Source organism: Longicatena caecimuris, assembly GCF_004341945.1.
Taxonomy (GTDB): Bacteria; Bacillota_I; Bacilli_A; order Erysipelotrichales; family Erysipelotrichaceae; genus Longicatena; species Longicatena caecimuris.
In genome coordinates this window covers 164,702-185,840 of record NZ_SMBP01000003.1, presented here as the reverse complement: position 1 = coordinate 185,840, position 21,139 = coordinate 164,702, and the positions used below count along the sequence as shown (strand labels likewise).

The window sequence follows — 21,139 nt, the reverse complement described above, 5'->3', positions numbered from 1 at the left end:
CTCACGATATGAAACTTGCAAGTCGCTCTTGGGTTCGTCGATAACTACGCCCCGAGGGATTTTCACCCTAGATATGTGGCATGCCCGCCACACATGAAGAAAAGGCAGATTCCATATGTGTCATCATCTGCCTTTTGCAAGCATATCTACAGCTGCAATTCACCTAATTTCAGCAGCTCCACAACCGCCTGTGCACGTCCCTTTACGCCAAGTTTTAACATGACGTTGGAAATATGATTGCGCACTGTCTTGTCTGAAATTCCCATACGTTTGGCAATTTCTCTTGTACTGTAGTTCGCGATAAGAAGTTCAAATACTTCTTTCTCTCTTGGAGTCAGTATATTTTGCGTAAGCAGCCCCCCTATACATTTCCTACCTATCTTTATGTTATGCATCACTTTCAATTTGGTCTGTGCTATGCAAAATATTAAAGATATTTTGTGCTACCTTTCGCGGGACAACCTGCGCAATCTCATCTACATCAGCTTCTTTTAAACGCTTTAAAGATTTAAAATGTTTCCAAATTTCTTTTTTTCGTACTTCTCCGATACCTTCTACTTCATCTAAAATTGATTTCGTCATCGCTTTTCCTCGTAATTTGCGATGATAACTGATTGCAAAGCGGTGAACTTCATCCTGCATTTGTGTCAATAAGAAAAACAAAGAACTGTCACGTTCTACCGGAAGAATTTCACCTTCCGCATTCATCAAATTTGCTGTTCTGTGATTGTCATTTTTTACCAGACCGCACAACGTAACAGGCACATCTAATGCTTCGATAATTTCTTTTGCCGCCTCTATCTGTAAATAGCCTCCATCGACAATCAATAAATCCGGAAAACGTCCTTTTTCTTTTAATAAACGAAAATAACGACGATACACAACTTCCTTCATTGAGTCCAAATCGGATACATATTCGCCTAAACGATAGGTGCGATAATCCTGTCGTGATGGTTCTCCATCTTTAAAGACTACCATGCCGCTAACATTAAATGCACCCGATATATGTGAATTATCGAATAATTCAATGCGATGAATATCTTTATGTAATAATTGACATAATTGCTGCATCGCCTCTTCACGTCGGCTTTCTTTTCGTTCAACTAATTCAAATTTCTGTTGATGCGCGTTTTTAGCATTTGCCAAAACCATTTCCACCAGTTTCAGTTTATCACCACGTAGCGGCTGTAAGATTTTTGCTTCGCTTAATATTTCTTGTAAGTGTTCTATTTCATATTCCTTTGGTAACAGTATTTCCTGAGGCAATGGATTCTTTGTATAATACTGCAGGATAAAAGAAATAAAGGCATCCTGGGGCTGTTCATATAATGGTTGTATTGATAATTCACGTTCTAAGAGTTTCCCTCCACGCACAAAGAATCCTTGAATGGAAATATACCCTTTATCGACATAATACCCAAACACATCTCGATCCTTATGATCTTTAAAATCAATCTGCTGTTTCGCTGTCACATGCTCAATGGCATGAATCAGATTTAATTTTTCTTGCGCCTTTTCAAATGCCAGTTCTTCACTTGCCTGCTGCATGTCGGCTTTTAACTGTGTCAGGATTTCTTTAACATCACCCTTTAAAAATTTACGGATTCCATTTGCCATATCGGCATACACCTTTTCATCTATCGCTTGTTCACATGGTGCCAGACATTGTCCCATATGATAATAAAGACAGGCTTTCTTAGGCAGATGGCGACATTTCCGTAAGGGGTATAATTGATTTAACAGTTTCATTGTTTCCCAAGCCGCACCACTATCAGGAAAAGGGCCAAAGTATTCAGCTTTGCGGTCTTTGGTATTTCGCACGACACGCAAAATCGGTGCCTTTTCCTTGGTCAATTTAATATAAGGATAGGTCTTATCATCCATAAACATGATGTTGTAAGGCGGAGTGTGTTTCTTAATCAGATTAATTTCCAATAACAATGCTTCTTTTTCACTACCGGTGACAATATATTCAAAATCATCAATATTGGCTACCAATCTAGTCGTCTTAAAATCGTGCGCACCGACAAAATACTGTCGTACACGATTTTTCAGCTTTTTTGCTTTACCGACATAGATAATATCCCCATCTATATTTTTCATCAGATAACAGCCGGGCAGTGCTGGCAGAATGGCCAGTTTATCTTGTATCTTTGCCATATTTGCCATTTCGTTACTTTCCTTTCTGTTTCAATTTTACAACTGTTGCACCTAAGCCGCCTTCCCCTTGGCCGCCCATCGTATAGCTTTCCACTTGAGGATTATGTTTCAGATAATCATGCACGCCCTTACGCAGCTTTCCTGTTCCCATACCATGAATGATGCGCACCTGATATACCTTAGCCAATAACGCATTATCTAAATATTTATCGATGATTGGTATTGCCTCTGCTACACGCATACCAATGACATTACATTCCATAGAGAAAGATGTGATACTGCTTTTTGTATAGCCCTTCGTTTTCTTTTTAACGATCTTACGTTTTTCATGTGTGATGTCCTTCGTGGTCGTATTCATTTTCATACCATTTGCTAATACACACACTTTATCTTTATTCATGGAGATGATCTCACCATAATAATTTAACTTTTTCAACTTAACATAATCGCCGACGGCAAAGACTTCATCACTTTCTTCCACTAATTCTTCATCGTCTATTTGCAGCTTACGCATAGCGGATTTCAGTTCTGTAATCTCATGTGGCTTGGCGTTTGCTTTCATTTGTTTCAATTCTTCTAATAACAGCTCAGCTTCTTCCTGTACTTCATCCAATTTCTTTTTAGCATCCGCTTTCACCTGCTCCAACAACTGTTCTTTTTCCTTTTCAAACTTACTTTTTTGCGTAGCTAATGTTTCTTGTAACAAACGTACATCTTGTAGCCGTTGTTCCATTTTTTGTTTCTTTTCCTCAACTTCCATCGTAAGCTGTTCCAGCTTTTCCATTGCAATATCATTTACACTGGCTTGTTCATCCTTGCGACGTTTGGCATCTGCAATGATACGCTTACTTAAGCCATAACGTTCTGCGATAGCAAAAGCGTTAGATTGACCGCTGATACCTTCGATATAACGATATGTCGGACGTAATGCTTCCATATCAAACTCCACACTGGATACCAGCATATCTTCCTTACCGGCTGCATAGCTCTTTAAAGCAGAATAATGTGTTGTGGCGATGATGGTGGCTCTGCGTCTGGATAGTTCTTCTAAAATAGCTACGGCTAATGGCTCTCCTTCTTTGGGGTCTGTGCCATTGCCTAATTCATCTAGTAACACTAAAGAATTCGCATCTGCTTTATGACATATAGCCGCTAATTGTGATATATGAGAAGAGAATGTTGATAGTGATTCCGCAATAGATTGATCATCGCCAATATTCACATATACCCCATTGAAAACAGGTATGATGGCCTCTTGTGCACTTACGGCCATTCCACACATTGTCATAACTACAAATAAACCAATGGTTTTTAAGGTGACAGTCTTTCCTCCGGTATTACTACCGGTGATCAATAAACTGCGATATGGTTCTTTGATCTCATACGTGTTGGCTACTACATATTGTTCATCGATGAGCGGATGTTTTGCCTGCTTTAAATATAAATGGTGATGCTGATTGTCCAATTGAGCGATACAGCCATTTTTTTCTTTTGCCCATAAGGCCTTAGAAAAAATGACATCCAATAGGGCAAAGGTTTCTAAGTTACCTTCTAATGCATGGGCAACCGTTTTAACCTTCTGACTCAAGGCAAAGAGAATACGAGCAATTTCTTCTTGTTCCCGACTTTTTAAACTAGCCAAACGATTATTTAATATTAATAGTGATTTCGGCTCTATATATGCCGTTTGCCCAGATGCACTTTCTCCATGTATAAAGCCATCTACACTGTTTTTCTCACTTATCTTAACCAACACACAAATACGATCATTGCGCATGGTTGTGATGGTATCCATCAATTGTGTGCTATGTGAGGCAATAAAGCGTTGTGCTTCTTTACTAATTTCTCCTTCACACATGCGAATGGATTTTCGGATACTTTTTAATTCACCACTTGCTTGATCCATGACCTCACAGCTACTGGAAATACATGTCTCAATGGCATTAGCTACAGGCATAGGCTGGTCAAATGAAGCAATCAATTCTTTTAAGCGCGGTGTTTCTACCTCACTCGCTTTAAAATACGAAACGACATGTTCTACCGCCCGAATACTGTCCGCAATTTGGCGTAATTCTAAGCATGAAAGGGTTCGGTTTCGTCGAGCATCTTCGATAGCATTTCCTATATCGTGTACCCCCTGAAAAGGAAGATTTCCATAACGGTATACTAAAGTTAATGCTTCTTGTGTTCTTGTTAATTCTCGCCTTACCCACAGCTCTTCAAAACGTGGGGAAAGCTGTCGAATTTTTTGTTTTCCCAGGGAAAAGGAACAATGACGTATGATTTGTTCCTTGACCGCATCTAATTCTAATTCTTCATAACGCTCTTTCATATGTTTCATCGTAATGCCCCTAAGATGGCATCTACACTCTCCTTATCTAACTCTATATCCAGCAGCCATTGTTTAAGTTGCTGTTTTTCATCTTCCTTCAAAGGTTTTATGGATTCTGTTTGTTCATGGAATACCGGCACTTGCAATAACGGTTTTTCAACGAGTTTCCATATTGCCGTACACACTGGCTGACAATACTGTAACACAGATTCTTGCACATAACGTTTTCCTTCATGCACGAACGGAAATGTTAAAAACAAGGCGCACACACTAACTAACAAGATTCCCTGCACACCACCTAATACCAATCCACACCATCTGTTTAGTGTTGATACAACAGGAATCATGTCAGCAAGCTTTGCAATTGGCTTTAACAACAATAAGATGACTTCAAATACCGCGAATAAAATGGCGAATAGTAACAAACGATTCATCGAATCATAGAAAACACCTTCTACTATCGTCCCTTGTAATGGCATTTGATCTTTCGGATATAATGCCAATATGCTAGAGACCGGATCACTTGCCATCCATGCGAGCCAGCCTACAACGAAAAAGCCGAGGATACTGATCAATTTCCATAAAAAGCCTTGTTTATAACCACTGTATAGAAACAATAGCATGACTATGACGACAACAACGTTAATAATCATGATCTCATACATTGACATCCATCCTTTCCGTTGTATTATTTTACCACATTTGCATCGAAAATGCTTAAGAAAACCTCAAGGATAAGGGCATATATTCTAGGATATGACACAAATTGTTGTTCATGCCTGGTAATTATCTGCAATTCAGATGAGTAAACCATCAAAATATCGTTTGTTTAGAAAAGTAAAAAAATCTTTTTTCTTTGTATGCTATTCTTTATGAAACAGATTTGTTAAAACTTCTGCTTTTCTTCATAATTGCTCCATGGTAAAATAAAGAATACTATGAGAAGGAGTGATTTTCATGAGTACTAGGACCATTACGATGTCAGATGCACAAATAAAGGCTTTAGCGAAACAATTAGAAAAAGGTGAAAAACGTAAGACTCCTCCTTATGCCCAATTTCAGATAAAAACAAGTGACTGTATCATTACGGCATATACATCAGGAAAAGTCGTGTTTCAAGGAGAGGGTGCTGACTTTTATGCAGATGCATACGATAAAAAGTCCTCGCAACCATCCGATCAACCACAAAATCCCCATACCGAATGGTATCCGCAGTGTGGCAGTGATGAAGTCGGTACCGGAGATTATTTTGGACCTATCACGGTTTGTGCAACCTATGTAAAAAAAGAGGATGTTCCTTTTTTACGTGAGCTTGGCATACAGGATTCCAAAGCCGTTACGGATGAACGTATTCGTGAATTAGGCCCTATCTTATGTGAACGTTTAACCTATAGTCTTTTAGTATTAGATAACGCCAAATATAATGCTATCCATCCCCAATACAATATGGTAGCTATTAAATCAAGACTGCATAATCAAGCATATGTACACTTACGAAGAAAACTAGGCAGTCTTCCTTCCTTATGCATCATTGATCAATTTGTACAGGCGAAATCCTATTATCGTTATTTACACGATGTAGAGGAAGTGGTGCATACTATCCATTTTGAAACAAAGGCCGAAAATAAGTATCTCAGTGTTGCTGCCGGTTCCATCATTGCCCGTTACGCTTTTTTACAGGCATTTGATGCTATGTGTCAACATTATGAATTTCCCTTTGTCAAAGGAGCTGGAAGTAAAGTGGATCAGGCAATACGTGCTTTTGTAAAACAATATGGAAAAGCAGAATTGGCAAATGTCGGGAAACTTCATTTTGCGAATACCAAAAAAGCGTTCCCTGATTCTTTATAAAGTTTTGCTAGGTACCTCCTACACTGGATAAACCAGTGAAGGAGGTTCTTTTCTGTTATCCGCCTAAAAGCTTTTTCACACCAATCCTACGCAATAAAACAGCCGATGTCTTCTAACGACAATATCTTCCATAATCTTTCCACGAGCCAGAAAAAAACTACAGCGTTAACTGTAGTGTAGTGATTAGAAATGCCAAATATGGGCAGCGATAAGGAATGCCACTAAAAGGATTGCAAGCACAATACGACCAATATTATAACTTTTCGCATACTTGTAAAGGTCATAGCGTTTGCCTTCTTCTTCCAGAGCCTTCACTTGTTTTCTTACGGATGCTTTCATAAGAAGACTCCTTTCTAAGAGAATTGCTCTTCCCTTTCTTCACCTTTATCATATGCTATCTTATACCATCTGTCAATGCATTTGTATCAAATTAATAATATTTATAAGAATAATAAGAAAATCCATTCTCCTTTCCTATGGGCACACGGATTCATTTCTAAAGATACTGTTATTTTCCTATTCTTTTAAAAAAAACGTGACTTATCATCACGTTTCTTTAAATACCTTTATTCGTTTTCCTCTTTTTGCACCTGCATCTGTATACGATATGGCAACTGATATAATTCCACTCCAGCAGCTCGCAACATCCGTTTGCTGGCAATGGTCGCATCGGTATCCGCATATTTATCGGATTCATAAACAATGCGGCTGATTCCGCTTTGAATGATTGCTTTTGCACATTCATTACATGGGAATAAAGATACATAAATGCTACAGCCACGCAAATCATTTTTACTATTCAGAATAGCGTTTAATTCCGCATGAACGACATAAGGATACTTAGTAGCACCAAAATCTCCTTCCCGATCCCAGGGAAATTCATCATCACTACATCCATTAGGAAAGCCATTATAACCAATGCTTACAACGCGATGTTCGCCGCTGACAATCACAGCGCCAACTTGTGTGCTGGGATCTTTGCTACGCATAGCACTCAAATGTGCCAAACCCATAAAATACTCATCCCAACTTAATACGTCCATTCTTTTCATAACCATTACTCCAATCTATATTGTTTATTATAACACGACTTTAAATACCGTGCATAGCCATCCATAGGTGTATGTGTAAAGATTTGAATAATTTCTTGGTCCATCTCCGGCTGCAATGGTGTTACCGTTTGAATGGAAAGCCCTAGCACACATAAACTCACAAATAATAAAGAGGTAGCTGCTTTCGCATGTGTGCGTAATTTTGGCCATTTTTTATTTTTAACAAAAGACATTGTTATGACCATACCAAACACCATCCCCCCCAGATTTCCTAAAAAGGACATGCCCGGCAGTAACCAGACAAATATATCGAACAGCAGAACCTTCAAAACCATATAACGTATCATTGGCAAATGATAGCTGCCATTCCCGAAAACACTTGCAATATAAGCCCCACTAATGCCCCAGATACCTGAACTGATGCCATAAGCGATAGCATTGCCATTGCCAATCAACATACAGACATAACCAGTGAAAATAGAACCGATCAATACCGCGAGATATTGTCCTTTAGTAAACAATGGTTCACACAGTTTTCCTATTTGATATAACGCATACATGGAAAATAACAAAACAATGATATCTGCATGTAAAAAGCCAGCGCTTAATAAACGCCAATATTCATGTGCCGCGACCACATTCATCTTATAATACGCACCCGCGGCAATCCATGAAGCGATACTGCCCTTTGTAGCCATACTGATGATATAATTAACAAGCGCATATAGCACACAAAAAGCCATGACCGTAATCGTGATATCCGGGCGCAAGGAACGCTTGACTTTCGCAATGAACTTTTTTTGTTGAAGAATTTGGGTTTCTTCTATTGAACGTGCCAACCGTGCCATTTCTTCTTTAGGATCTTCTACATCGTGCACGACCTCTGCCAGATTGCGAAACGTTTGTAAGATCATAATATCACTGACACTATGAGGGCCAACACGAATCTGTTTTATAAAAGGATTATCCAATAAGAAACAATCCGGACATGTATTCAATAAAAGAAGATGTCCTTCGCGATGAATCATATCTAATATCTTACGATGTACATTACGCAGATAGGCAATATTTTCATCTACTTTTTCCATACGCTGTGAGCTGATGCGAATCACTGGATACTGTTCCTGTTTTGGATTAGCCAGCCACAGATCTTCTTTATACTGATCCACGCGCACAACTTGATATTGATATGCCGTAATCAGATAATGCATGATCTGATAAGCATAAATATCATATTTGGAAATCTCCATATCCTCACCTCTGTTGACTGCGCAGTTCTTCTAAAATGTCCGCGAACTGTTTAGGAAGTTCTGCTTCAACTGTTATTTTCTCATTCGTTGTAGGATGAACAAAGGTCAATTGATGGGCATGTAATAGCTGTCCTTGTGTTTGCATAGTTTTACGATATGAGTATTTCTCATCACCGACAACCGGATGCTTAATGTATTGCATGTGGACACGTATTTGATGTGTTCTACCTGTTTCTAATCGGCATTCCACAAGTGTATAGTGGGCAAAACGCTCTATGACCTTAAAATGGGTACGAGCATCCTTGGCATTGGTGGCCGTTACTGCCATTTTCTGGCGATCCTTCACATCTCTTCCAATCGGTGCATCAATCGTACCAAAATCATGTTCAATAACACCATGAACAAGCGCATAATACAGACGATTTACCGTTTTATTTTGAAGCTGCTTACTTAAAGCTGTATGTGCTTTATCATTTTTGGCGACAATCAATAGCCCTGTTGTATCCTTATCAATACGATGGACAATACCGGGGCGCAAGACACCATTTATGCCGGATAAATCTTTACAATGATACAGCAATCCATTGACTAATGTTCCCGTCTGATTGCCTACTGCCGGATGAACGACCATACCTTTTGGCTTATTGATGACAATTACATCATGGTCTTCATAACGAATATCCAAATCCATCTGTTCAGGTTTCGCTTCCATTTCTATCTCATCACAAAATACTGCCGTTATATGATCTTTAGGTTTTATTTTGTAATTTGCCTTACAAGCATTACCATTCACACAGACAATGCCCTCTTGCAACAGCTGCTGAACACGACTACGTGATAAATCATCTTCCTTTTCACTAATATATTTATCAATGCGTTGAAAAGCCTCTTCTTCTGTTACGATTACATCTATTTCTCTCATTTTTTCACACCTCCAAAACGCTCCTCTAAAAAGACAGATACCAGAATCAAAAAGACTCCGACGCACAATGCGATATCGGCCACATTAAATACAGGAAAATCATATCCTAAGATTACAAAGTCTAAGAAATCACGTACATGTTGGAAACATAGGCGGTCAATAAAATTCCCAAGAGTACCTGCCATCATTAAGACTAATCCATACTTTGTTAACGTATCCTTTTTCTCCGCACAATAATAGAAATATCCCATCACAATGAGAGCAATGACTGTCACAATCATGAAAAATCCCATTTTCCCTTCAAACATGCTCCAAGCTGCCCCCGTATTATGCAAATACGTAATACGGAAAAATCCCGGAATCAACGTTATACTATCTCCTATCTGCATATTTATATCAAGTAGCCATTTGCTAAGCTGATCTAACAATACGACACTTACAAACAGCAAAATATGTTTCACTTTCATCTTTTTCACCCTTCTTGCTTATTCAAGCGCAATCGAAATTATTATACCAAGATTTACGCAGTCATACAAATAGTTAACTTGTTTTTCTTACATTTTTTATGTAAAACAATATAAAAAGCGAATATGCAGCATGTAAATAAGGAACATGAAAAAGAATATTCGTGCTTTTAATATGAATAACTTGAAAAAAGCTGCCTGTCAGCAGCTTTTATGATACTTTTTACAAAAGAATGGTAAATCGGTAATTAGGAAAGTTTATAAATAAGGAGGATGAACTGACACGTTCATTCGTTAGGAAATCTTTTATAAAAAGCATTTCGCAGATTTAGTATTAAATCTTGTCTATACTATAACATGATGTTACATACTTTTCAAGTATTTTTTACATTATTTTGCATTTTATTTCTGAAACAAATTTACATTAGCCACTTTTCTTTTCAGCTTCCGCAAACAATGCTTGCACAAATTCATTTGATAGTTCTTTTTGTTCTTCACTATACGTATAAACGATGAAATCACCTTTTACATAAATTGCAGTATCTGCATTCTTATATATTTGCATATCCCCTAGCTGTTCTTTCTGCAAATGTGGTGCATCTGCACCTAATTGATCTAAAATATCTTTACGAACATCTTCTTTCCATAAACTATGCTCAAGCAGATACAAACGAGTCAGCCATGTTTTCTCTTGTGCCATAAAACTACTTTCTTTTTGCGAAAAAATAATGGAATTATCTGTCAATGTCATACCTGGCTCATATTGATATCCCTGCTCTACCATATACTCTTTCACCATCGTGTTCATTGCCTCTAAGGTTGTGTTCGCACGTGCTTTATAATAAGCAGAGATAAGATTGCTGCCCATTAACACACAAGTGAGAATAAGAGCAAACAATGCCGCAAATATGCGTGACAAACGTTTTCCAGAAGCTTCCCATAGCGATTTTAATAAAAGCAGTAAGCTTAATAAAATAAGTATGCTGCAAAAGACAACTATTGGTAAAAAAAGAAGCAACGTACAAAAGAAAGCACATGTACATAAGATTACAAAATAGGATCGCAGCTGTATGCTCCACAAGGTAAAGGACGTTTTTTTAAACATTCGCCATTGAATAAAAGGATAACTTACACTCAACCAGATCATGCCAATTAATATCTGTGTAAAACCGACGCTCATTAAACTAATCCTGTATACAACATGATCATAATACTGAAAAACACTTAGCAAGCCGATGATGATCCAAAGCAAACCAACTATAAGATTTCCCCAATTCAGCCATCTTCCTGCTTTGTTCAATTGTTGATATGTTATTTCATCATCACCACGGATTGGTATTTCCATATCCTCATCACTGCCAAAAACACTCAACAAACTGTTTCCGGCAACATACGCATAGCCATATTCTTCAATCATATCGTGAAACTGCGCATTCTTGCTTGCATCACGGCTCATATTAAAGTCAACATAATATGTATGCTTGGGCTGTTTTTTCTTAGTGAAGATAAAAATATAGCCAAATATGGAATCTAATGCCCAACCTTTTTTTGCCATCTGGCGTAAGTAGGTTTCTAATACCTTATATTCACAAATATTGAAATACAAAAAAGCATAGCGAGTTTTCATAAGGAATCTCCTTTCTGCAACTTTAAACCAATTTCTCCTTCTTTTAGCATTGTCTCTAGACGCTGATGTTCTTCCATCAGCATCACTTTTCCTTTCTCGGTAATCTGATAAATACGTTTACGCCCTTCCAGCATGACTTCATCAATCAGCTCTTCACTTTCAAACTTTGATAAAATAGCATACAGTGTACCGGGAACTAAACGGACACGCCCTTGTGTTAAATCTCTTACAAATTCTGTGATTTCAATACCGCATTTTGGTGTCATTAACGCAATCAGTGTATAATACATCGGTTCCGTTAATGTATCCAACTGTTTCTTCGGCATGTTCTCACCTCCAATATCGTTTAACGATATTCCCTTCATTTTTAGTATAATATCGTTAAACGATATTGTCAACCAAAAAAAAGCAGAACGTCTCATGTTCTGCTCTTGCATTCTGCTTGATATAATCTTAGATATTCCTGTTTTAAGATGCGCATCATGATAAAATCATGATATTTGAAATCATAATAATAGCTTTCTTCATAGATGCCTTCCTGTTGAAAACCAACCCGTTTATAAAATTGTAAGGCTTCTGTGTTGAAATCAACGACACCGATTGCCAAACGATGCAAATGAAGATAGCCAAAGGCATATGCAAACATCAATTCCACAACTTGCTTTCCATAGCCTTTATGTTGCTGGGCAGCATAGGGAAGGATGATAGAAAAATCACTGCAACCATTATCCGGATCCATCCGCAAAAAGCCGGTTTCTCCAATCACTTCATCGCTATCTTTTTTCACCACGCTAAACCAGATACTGTCACTTCGCTGCTTGTTTAAACTTTGCTGTATTTGCAACAAGCTTTTACTGCGTTTTTCTCCGATCTTCCCACGCGTAAGTGCATCGTTATTCCAAGTATAAAAGAAAGCTGCATCTTCCTCTTGCTGAGGTCGTAGGTAAATATCTTTATGTTCAAGAAATTTTGTCATGTTCATAGGTCCTTTCTTCATTTCTTTTTATGTTACCTATGATCGTACAGTGCTCCTCATCTCAATACCTCCTCGTCTTTTTTTTATTTCATACGCTATGAACATTTTTAATTCTGGTAAAATTGCAAATGTTTCCGTGTCGCTTCATTGCATGTGATGCGAATTGCAAAGCAAGCATCAAAACTGTAAATTTCATGCTTTTTCAAACCATCAATGACCTTTTGAAAAGTTTCCCATCCCTCATGAAAGGATGTAATATGCGCATGATCGGCATAGCTGAAATACAAAGAAGTTCGTTCATTGCGAAATGCAATCGTTTCTGCATAATTCAGTTGGATGACGTTGTCTTTTACCGTATCATCAATATGAATATCATAAGACATACCATCGTCAAAATACAGTTTTACATCTTCCTTGCCAATGGTGATTTCATCACTCAATGAATTTTGTTCAATTTCCTCGCTACTTGCATCAACAAAACGAAAATCACGTAATTCAAAGATTAACGTAGTGACACCCGCAGCTAATAATGTCATCCCAATGATAAAGGATACTAGAAAACGTTTCATTTCATTACCCCCTTTTCCATAATACACGATACATGGCAGTAAGGAAGGCACTTACTAAAATAATACCACCGATAACGATGAAGTAAGCGCCAAACAAGGTCAGTCCTTCTAAACTTAAGATGACCATTGCGCCAAGGGCACAACATAATCCCACCATGATACCGATGACTGGTATCATCATCAAACAGAAGAAAATTTTCATAAGCACAGAAACCAGACTGCCAACGCCTTCACCTATACTATCACTTTCCCGATGAACGGATTGATATTGATCTTGTTCAAATTCAGCTTGTTCTTTGTCCTCTTGTTTCTGATAAGGATGTTCTTGATACTGTTCTTTCTGATAACTAGCATCTTTTGTTTCATCATAGATGGTGTCTTGGGCATGTGAGCGATTCATTTTATGCACACTATCTTTAAAATCATCAAAGACTGATTTACTATTAGGATTTTTTTGACGGTAACGTTGTACACGTTTGCCAATCAGATTAACGAAAACAACAATAAACAGTACAATATAAGCAATACTGATGATCAATTCCCAAATATGTGCTAATACATTACCTATTCCAAAGCCGATCAATGAATGTAAGAGTTCATAACCTAAACTTGATACCAACGCAAACGGAATACGTAAAATAAGCAATAAAATTAAAATCGTTAATATTTCAAAAACCAAACGCACAACATCTTCAACATCTAAGGATGTAAATGATCCTAAGAAACGTTGGAAGCCTTCAAACAAATCATCCATAAAGCTGTTAAACTTATGATCAAAACTGTTATTCACTTGTTTGGTATTGATTTTATAAGCATCCAGAATTTCATTCACCAATTCATCAATATCCCCAAAATCTTCAATTGCCTCAGCTTCCGTTTTCCCTTCCTGTACCTTCATTTCAATATGCGTGCGATATTCATCTATGATATCTCTGCGTTCGCGTTCATTAATGACCTGTAGTTTACGGTCTAAAATGCGAAGAAACTCATCTTTCGTCATACGTTTCACTCTCCTTAATAAAGTTATTCACGGTTTCATGGAAGGCATTCCACTCTTTAAGCAATAATCTTCCACGTTCTTTTCCTAAGCTTGTGATGCGATAATATTTGCGCGGAGGTCCTTCGCTCGATTCTACCAGATATGTTTCAAAGTAATGTTCATTGGTCAAACGTTTTAACAAAGGATAGATTGTTCCTTCATTAACATCTATTACCTTGCTGACCTCAGATACCAATTCATAGCCATACATGTCTTTTTTATAAACCGACAATAAGACGATCAGTTCCAATACCCCTTTCTTAAACTGGGTGTTCACTGGCATCACCTCCTACTATTATGATATACCTACTACTTGGTATTGTCAAATACTAAATTTAATTTAATACTAAGTATTACCTATAAGCAAAGAACTATGACAATAGTGAGTACACATATTTAAAAAGAAAAAAAGGAAGTAAGAAATCATTGATGGATGATTTTAAACTTCCTATTTGTCTGTGATTGAGTAAAATCGTTACAATTTTCTAAGAACTTTACTTTTTACTAAAATACCAGCATGCTTCTATTTGATCATCAAAAGTTTCAAAATCCCAAAGGACATTGCTGCGAATAATGCTGTTAGGATCCTTTACTTTGATTTTTCCTTTTTCAATACCGCTTAACACAATGTAATGCCCATTTGTTGTGAACACACCTTTTCCCATACTACAGTTAATAGGATATCCTTATCTTAAACGTAAATAAATACTACCTTTATCCGTACCCATAACATGTGCCTTCACTCCAAAAGCACTACCGCCTTCACTAATCAAATCCCAACTACTGCCAATGCCATTCACATAATAATGATGTTTTTGGGCATACTGGGCAACCGTATACGGCGTGATATCCGTTCTACTCGTTAAACCTGCTATCACCATCGTTAAAGCAGTATCTTCATGAGGTTTCTCATACTGCACTGCCTTTCTGCTTCTTATGTAAAAATTAATGTTGCGGTATTTGCCTAAAATAATTTTACCTTTTTTCATCTTGTAATACAAGTCTAGCCTTTTTTATACCTAAACTACCATATTCAATAAAAAAACAACAGATATGCTTACCTGCTGCTTATTGTGTATTGGTACTACCAAAGCCTCCATTACGTTTTGCTGCGACCTCATCATCCTCTGTAATACCAAATGGCAAGAAGATTCCCTGTAAAAATCCTTCTCCTTGTTTCATATACAAGGTTTTATCTTCCTTAGCATCATTGGTTATTTTCGCGAAAATATGTCCTTCATTATCTGAATAAAAATAATCGCTATCTACGATACCAACGGTATTGTTTAATTGCAGACGATATTTAAACCCCAGCGAACTTCTTGGATATAAAGATAAAACCCATCCTTCCTGCATTTCAGCACGTATTCCTGTTGGAATCTTAATCGTTTCCCTAGGATGTAGGGTGAAACTGATAGGAGCATAAAAATCATAGCCGGCAGAACCTGCTGTTGCTCGTTGTGGCAGCCTTAACGTGTCATAGATATTCTGAATTTCAACACTGTTACTGCCAGCAAAGGTGTCTTTCCAGTCCTTTTCAAATTGTTGAAAGCTTACTTTATGAAATTTCGCAATTCTTTGCATAGTCCTCTCACCTCATATTTTTACGTCTTAAATTATAACATACCTTGCGCTTGCTGTCAGTCAAAAAAGCATTCTAGCGCCTTGTTTGATAACGCAAAATGATACAATTTTATGATACTATATGATTCAAAAATTCAAAATAATCATTTGCTTCCTCATGGATATTGGCTTCTTTTGTAGCTTTCACCGCAATCCATGTGCTTTCATAATCAAGGATAATGAGAGGCAAGCGCTATCTTTAAATCCTTTGATCGTTATAATACTTCACGCAAAAAAGTCGTTTCTGCTACAAAACAGCAACGACTTTTATATTTTAGGTAGCCAAGCCATCCTCTCTATGAAGCAATACACGCTCTTTCTCTTCTTGGTATTGAACAGTATATAGTTTATGATAGTGCCCTCGCAGTGCCATCAATTCCGCATGGGTGCCCTGCTCAATAATGCGACCATGGGACAAGACAACAATGATGTCCGCATGCACAATGGTCGATAAACGATGGGCAACAACAAAACTGGTGCGCTTTTCTAATAGCTTTGTAATCGCATGTTGGATAGCTTTTTCACTTTCTGTGTCAATAGAACTAGTGGCTTCATCAAGAATAACAATACTTGGATTAGCCAAAATAGCTCTGGCAAAACTAATCAATTGCTTTTGTCCGGTCGATAATAAATCGCCGCCTTCCCCCACCTGACTTTCATAGCCTTTTTCCATCTTCATGATAAATTCATGGGCATGGATTTGTTTTGCAACAGCAATCACTTCGGCATCGCTTGCTTCCGGTCGGCCATAGCGAATATTATCGGCAATCGTTCCTGAGAATAAATTCGGTGTCTGCAGCACATATCCGATATGAGAATGCAGCCAGCCAACGCTGCGGTCGCGATAATCATGACCATCAATAGCAATATAGCCTTCTTTCGGTTCATAAAAACGACAAAGCAAATTCACAATCGTACTTTTCCCCGAACCGGTTTCCCCGACAAGGGCTACCATCTGCCCTTGTTTTACCTCTAAATTAAAGTCCTTTAAGATGGGCTCATTTGGAAGATAAGCAAAACTCACATGATGAAAAGCTACATCTCCTAACAATGGTTCATACGCTTCTTTATGCTCATCCAACAACGTTCCATAAATCTTTCTGACGCTTTCTTTATCCTGTATCGCAATTGGTTCTTCTAACAAGGCAACGACACGTTCCGCACTGGCTTGTGCCATTTGAATTTCTGCCAAGACTCTGGCAATTTGTTTCAACGGATCAAAAAATAATTGAGCATAATTGATAAACATCGCTAAGGTACCAAACTGAATCGTATGCAATAAAACTTGCTGTCCACCGATATAAAGCAGCATAGCGATCACTAAAGCACTGCATAAATATACGACAGGTTGAAAGATAGCATTGATACGCAAGGCAGACATGCTGTAACGTTTCATATCCGCTGTCTTTGTTTGAAATTCGCGAAAGTTCTGTTCTTCAATTGCCAAGGTCTTCGTTGTCTGCGCACCGTTAATGCCTTCGGCAAAAGCGGCTGTTATCTTGGAATTCGCTTTTCTAGACAATCGCTGTGCCTTTAATATCCTTCTTTGAAAATATAGTGATATTAGCCATAATAGCGGCACCATGATCAATACCGCTAAGGCCATTTGCCAATTCACGATCAGCATGACGATACTAATACCAATCATCACAAAAATGCCCCATACCACATCGACAAAAGCCCAAGCTAACGTTTCAGCCAAACGGGCCGTATCGGAAGTAATTCTTGCCATCAGCCAGCCATTGGCTGTTTTATCAAAATAAGAAAAGGTTTGGTTTTGCAGCTTTTCAAAACAAAGCAGGCGCAACTGCTTTCCATAATCACTTTCAACTCTTGCCGCAAATCGAAAGAAGAGATAAACTAACAGACATTGCAGGATGATCATGGCGGCATAGATTGCTATAAAATTGCCTAAACCTGCGGCACTATGTGCATCATCGACATACGTATTGATGGCATGACGATTTAACATGGGCATGATGACATCGCTGATAGCCAAGGCGATATTAAATAGGATTAAGAAAACTAAATGTTTTTTATGCTTCCATAAGAGCTGAAACACATATTTCCATGTATGCGCATCAAACACATCACTTTTGAATTCTTGTTCTTTCATCTCCATCGCTTTCACCTCCTTCATTTTGCAATTCATAAATACGTTTATAAAGACCTTCTTGTTGGATGAGTTGGGCATGCGTTCCCTGCTGTGTGATTTGACCATCCTCCAACACAATGATGAAATCTGCTTTTTTTGCAGAAGAAATACGATGGGTAATCATCAGCATAGTGAGTTCCTGCTGATAATCATCCAGAGCTTCTTGAATCATGCGATCGGTTTGTGTATCCAAAGCAGAAAGCGAATCATCGAGGATGATGATGGGACTTTTTGCCAACAAGCAGCGGGCAATGGCAACACGTTGTTTCTGTCCCCCGGATAAGGTAACACCTTTTTCCCCTACCATGGTTTCATAGCCTTCATCAAACTGTTCGATATCCTTATGGATACTTGCCATACTGGCAGCCTTATGCACATCACTGTGGCTTGCTTTTTCTGATGCCACATGAATATTTTCATAGATTGTTTTGGAAAACAAGAATGGCTCCTGTAAAACAATCTGAACATGACGACGCAGCCAGTTCTTAGAAATTTCCCTTAATTCCACACCATCAATGCGAATGCTTCCTTCATGGTATGCATAGATACCACTTAATAGCTGCACCAAGGAAGATTTACCGCTTCCCGTAGGTCCCATGATGGCAACCCGACTGCCTTTTGGTATTGTAAAACTGATATCCTTTAAGGTATCCTGCGCGCCATCTGCATAGCGAAAGCTTACATGCTCAAATTGAATGTTACCATGAATTTCGGGCGTATAACCACTGACAAGATCTTCACATGGCTCCTCCAATACTTCCTGCACACGTTTCACAGAAACACTCACCTTACCTAAATCAGATAAGATACGTCCAAGCTGTCGAAGTGGCCAAACAATGGTAGATTCATACATTAAAAAGACAAAGAACGTACCGGTCGTGATTTCTCCTTGCAAAGCCATGAAGATACCTCCAGCAATCATCAAAAGGATCTGCAGCTGTCCTAACAAATCGGTACTGCTCCAAAATAATGCAAGTGCATGCATCAAATCAAAATATTTTTTGGCGAATGCTTCATTGCTGGATGAAAATTTAGCAATCTCTCGTTTTTCCTGATGAAATGCTTTTACAACACGAACACCATTGAGATTTTCCTGCAATACTGTCGTCATTGTACTTTCCGCCAAATCACACTCTAAAAAGATCTTCTTAGCTTTTGAAAAGAAGATATAACTGGCTAACAGAATAAAAGGAATTAAACAAATCGACAATAAGGTTAGTTTTACACTGCGGCGAAATAAGATCAACGCAGCAATGGTCGCATTTAAAATAGCAAACAACATCTCGGATAGCTGGGTCGCAAAAAAGCGGCGAATGGTTTCAATATCAGAAGTGCTGCGCTGTATCAAGTCACCGCTGTCACGGCTTTTATGATAGGCAAAAGGCAGTTTTTGCAAATGATCATACATGGCGTTACGAATATTTAAAGCCAGTGTTTCTGCCACGTTGCCACTATGCAAACTGCGTCGATTGATGGCAAGCGCAACAATGATGTAAGCTGCCACGATCATACAAGACCAAATCCATAAATTATCCTGCAACACCTGCATACCCCCATAAGCATCAACTAGATTTTGCAGAAACGCATTGTCAAATGGTACTCCCTGAATCACATTATCTACTACAAAGGATATTAGCAAAGGTGCTAGCAACATACACAATGCATACAATGCCACATCCACTACCAATAACAATAGTTGATAACGATAAGGACGCATATACGTCCATAAAAATTTTATAGTTTTCATTTTCTCACCCCTTCGTGTACAAAAAAACAGGCGTCATGTGCCTGTCATGGTTAAAGGTTTCTTGTTAAATATCCATATTGTGCTGCTTTGCATATGCCTGCAAAGCCGTCGCAATCTGATCTGGACATGAGGTCGCCTTCATGCCACAGCGCACTCCATGGAAAGCCTCCATAACTTCACTGATCTTTTTATCTTTCAAAATGCGGGAAATTCCCAGTAAATTGCCGGCACAGCCACCAACGATCTTAACGTCACGAATAATATCGCCATCCATGGTAAATGTCATTTGCTGTGAGCATACTCCCTTTGGTCTATATACAAATGTTTCCATCTTTATGTCCTCCTTTTTTACCTTTGTAATCGTATTAACACTTGATTAGCAAGCAATGCCATACATAAGCCGGTTGGTATACCAAGCAAAATTAAGACAGGCAGAATGGCCTGCATAAAAAATTGCTGATATATATACGTAATCGCGATGACTTGTCCAATAGCATGAAAACTACTGCCGGCGACACTGACACCATAAATGCTCATCGGTGTATACCGCTTTGCGATAATGCATGCAACACAGCTTAATAACGTTCCACACAGGGACAACCAAAAACCTGTCCCAAATAGCACACCTCGCAATAAAGATGCCAATAAAACACGCATCAGATTTACTTCCAACATGACTTTTTCATCAAACAAGTACAAGGCTATCAAACCAACGATATTCGCTAAGCCCAGCTTAAAACCTGGAATAGGAACAGGAATGGGTATCATCGATTCAATCATGTGAAATAAGATGCTGATAGCAATCAACATGGTAATAGTCGTCATTTTCTTAGTTTTGCTCATCATTGAATCACCGTATCTATGTCTGCTTCCTCATCAGATGCAGAACGTATCTCTACAACAATATTATTCGGCAGACAGACGATTGGACGATTAACGTCATCCACCCATCCTTGGATAGAACAAAGATGATAAGGGGATGTTTCTTTTTCCACCCGCACTTTTTCATCCTTTACTTCTACCTTTACAGGTCCTAATGTACCTTTTACTTCATATACATGATCTAATGACAAACGTTTTTGTAATACCACTTTATCTTTATAACTGACGACGACTTCTTTCACGCTGCCTTGATTCTGATAGGCATACCATAACGAAGGGACATACAACAAGCATGAAATTACTACGATGAGTCCAATAAATATCTTATCTGCTTTGTTCATAAATTCCTCCATTATTTTATATTATACTCATAAGATTTCACATTTGCAATCGCTTTTTGTACAGCTGTTTATGATTATCATCGTATAGATTGCCCTTAATAGACAGTACCATTCTAAATAACGCTTAAAAATGATGCAGAATATGTAGG

At 38.2% G+C, this 21,139-nt stretch carries 24 protein-coding genes; 1 reads left to right on the top strand and 23 read right to left on the bottom strand.

What is annotated here, in order from left to right; translation table 11 throughout:
* Positions 1–146: 146 nt before the first annotated feature.
* The 4 genes from EDD61_RS03285 to EDD61_RS03270 are packed head-to-tail and all read right to left on the bottom strand — an operon-like array spanning position 147 to position 5,157.
* Positions 147–395: a helix-turn-helix domain-containing protein gene (locus tag EDD61_RS03285; protein ID WP_008688854.1), complete on the bottom strand. Its 249-nt coding sequence runs from the start codon at positions 393–395 to the stop codon at positions 147–149.
* Entirely contained in the window at positions 388–2,169 is a 1,782-nt protein-coding gene (gene uvrC / locus EDD61_RS03280; RefSeq protein WP_132223966.1) for an excinuclease ABC subunit UvrC, read from the bottom strand. Before uvrC ends, EDD61_RS03285 begins: the two co-directional genes overlap by 8 nt.
* Positions 2,170–2,173: 4 nt before the next feature.
* The gene (locus tag EDD61_RS03275; protein ID WP_132223963.1) at positions 2,174–4,501 is read right to left on the bottom strand and encodes an endonuclease MutS2; all 2,328 of its coding nucleotides are present in this window, start codon (positions 4,499–4,501) and stop codon (positions 2,174–2,176) included.
* Positions 4,498–5,157 (bottom strand): CvpA family protein, encoded by a 660-nt coding sequence (locus tag EDD61_RS03270; protein WP_132223960.1) that lies wholly within the window; start codon positions 5,155–5,157, stop codon positions 4,498–4,500. Before EDD61_RS03270 ends, EDD61_RS03275 begins: the two co-directional genes overlap by 4 nt.
* A gap of 292 nt (positions 5,158–5,449) precedes the next feature.
* Between EDD61_RS03270 and rnhC the strand changes: the two genes are divergently transcribed.
* Complete coding sequence (gene rnhC / locus EDD61_RS03265; RefSeq protein WP_132223957.1) at positions 5,450–6,343, top strand: ribonuclease HIII; 894 nt, start codon at positions 5,450–5,452, stop codon at positions 6,341–6,343.
* A gap of 183 nt (positions 6,344–6,526) precedes the next feature.
* Here the strand turns inward: rnhC and EDD61_RS13725 are convergent, their stop codons facing one another.
* The 19 genes from EDD61_RS13725 to EDD61_RS03175 form a co-directional block, all read right to left on the bottom strand.
* On the bottom strand, positions 6,527–6,682 hold the full coding sequence (locus tag EDD61_RS13725) for a hypothetical protein (RefSeq protein ID WP_008688865.1): 156 nt from the start codon (positions 6,680–6,682) through the stop codon (positions 6,527–6,529).
* Between the two features lie 227 nt (positions 6,683–6,909).
* On the bottom strand, positions 6,910–7,395 hold the full coding sequence (locus EDD61_RS03260) for a deoxycytidylate deaminase (protein ID WP_008688867.1): 486 nt from the start codon (positions 7,393–7,395) through the stop codon (positions 6,910–6,912).
* 5 nt (positions 7,396–7,400) lie between these two features.
* Entirely contained in the window at positions 7,401–8,645 is a 1,245-nt protein-coding gene (locus EDD61_RS03255; RefSeq protein ID WP_008688869.1) for a rhomboid family intramembrane serine protease, read from the bottom strand.
* Between the two features lie 4 nt (positions 8,646–8,649).
* On the bottom strand, positions 8,650–9,567 hold the full coding sequence (locus EDD61_RS03250) for an RluA family pseudouridine synthase (RefSeq protein WP_008688870.1): 918 nt from the start codon (positions 9,565–9,567) through the stop codon (positions 8,650–8,652).
* Positions 9,564–10,034 carry a signal peptidase II gene (gene lspA, locus EDD61_RS03245; RefSeq protein ID WP_132223954.1) on the bottom strand — a complete coding sequence of 157 codons (471 nt, stop codon included), beginning with the start codon at positions 10,032–10,034 and terminating at the stop codon, positions 9,564–9,566. The genes EDD61_RS03250 and lspA overlap by 4 nt, the downstream gene beginning before the upstream one ends.
* Positions 10,035–10,455: 421 nt before the next feature.
* Positions 10,456–11,658 (bottom strand): DUF2812 domain-containing protein, encoded by a 1,203-nt coding sequence (locus EDD61_RS13905; protein WP_207900955.1) that lies wholly within the window; start codon positions 11,656–11,658, stop codon positions 10,456–10,458.
* Complete coding sequence (locus EDD61_RS03230; protein WP_008688877.1) at positions 11,655–11,984, bottom strand: PadR family transcriptional regulator; 330 nt, start codon at positions 11,982–11,984, stop codon at positions 11,655–11,657. The genes EDD61_RS13905 and EDD61_RS03230 overlap by 4 nt, the downstream gene beginning before the upstream one ends.
* A gap of 92 nt (positions 11,985–12,076) precedes the next feature.
* Positions 12,077–12,634, bottom strand: a complete 558-nt coding sequence (locus tag EDD61_RS03225; RefSeq protein WP_008688878.1) for a GNAT family N-acetyltransferase — start codon at positions 12,632–12,634, stop codon at positions 12,077–12,079.
* A gap of 107 nt (positions 12,635–12,741) precedes the next feature.
* On the bottom strand, positions 12,742–13,203 hold the full coding sequence (locus EDD61_RS03220) for a hypothetical protein (RefSeq protein WP_008688879.1): 462 nt from the start codon (positions 13,201–13,203) through the stop codon (positions 12,742–12,744).
* A 4-nt stretch (positions 13,204–13,207) separates the two neighbouring features.
* Complete coding sequence (locus tag EDD61_RS03215) at positions 13,208–14,203, bottom strand: DUF1700 domain-containing protein (RefSeq protein ID WP_008688880.1); 996 nt, start codon at positions 14,201–14,203, stop codon at positions 13,208–13,210.
* Complete coding sequence (locus EDD61_RS03210) at positions 14,190–14,519, bottom strand: PadR family transcriptional regulator (RefSeq protein WP_008979005.1); 330 nt, start codon at positions 14,517–14,519, stop codon at positions 14,190–14,192. The genes EDD61_RS03215 and EDD61_RS03210 overlap by 14 nt, the downstream gene beginning before the upstream one ends.
* A 217-nt stretch (positions 14,520–14,736) precedes the next feature.
* Positions 14,737–14,895, bottom strand: coding sequence for a hypothetical protein (locus tag EDD61_RS14035; RefSeq protein WP_243642683.1), 159 nt, complete (start codon positions 14,893–14,895; stop codon positions 14,737–14,739).
* Between the two features lie 33 nt (positions 14,896–14,928).
* Positions 14,929–15,162, bottom strand: coding sequence for a hypothetical protein (locus tag EDD61_RS14030; protein ID WP_243642682.1), 234 nt, complete (start codon positions 15,160–15,162; stop codon positions 14,929–14,931).
* 148 nt (positions 15,163–15,310) lie between these two features.
* Positions 15,311–15,826: a dCTP deaminase/dUTPase family protein gene (locus EDD61_RS03200; RefSeq protein WP_008688883.1), complete on the bottom strand. Its 516-nt coding sequence runs from the start codon at positions 15,824–15,826 to the stop codon at positions 15,311–15,313.
* 313 nt (positions 15,827–16,139) lie between these two features.
* Positions 16,140–17,987 (bottom strand): ABC transporter ATP-binding protein, encoded by a 1,848-nt coding sequence (locus EDD61_RS03195; protein WP_008688884.1) that lies wholly within the window; start codon positions 17,985–17,987, stop codon positions 16,140–16,142.
* Complete coding sequence (locus EDD61_RS03190) at positions 17,956–19,767, bottom strand: ABC transporter ATP-binding protein (protein WP_132223951.1); 1,812 nt, start codon at positions 19,765–19,767, stop codon at positions 17,956–17,958. The genes EDD61_RS03195 and EDD61_RS03190 overlap by 32 nt, the downstream gene beginning before the upstream one ends.
* 64 nt (positions 19,768–19,831) lie before the next feature.
* Positions 19,832–20,098 (bottom strand): TIGR03905 family TSCPD domain-containing protein, encoded by a 267-nt coding sequence (locus EDD61_RS03185; RefSeq protein WP_008688889.1) that lies wholly within the window; start codon positions 20,096–20,098, stop codon positions 19,832–19,834.
* Between the two features lie 17 nt (positions 20,099–20,115).
* Entirely contained in the window at positions 20,116–20,610 is a 495-nt protein-coding gene (locus EDD61_RS03180; RefSeq protein WP_017144630.1) for a Gx transporter family protein, read from the bottom strand.
* A complete protein-coding gene (locus EDD61_RS03175; protein ID WP_008688891.1) occupies positions 20,610–20,990 on the bottom strand; it encodes a NusG domain II-containing protein in 381 nt (126 codons plus the stop codon). The genes EDD61_RS03180 and EDD61_RS03175 overlap by 1 nt, the downstream gene beginning before the upstream one ends.
* Positions 20,991–21,139 lie beyond the last annotated feature (149 nt).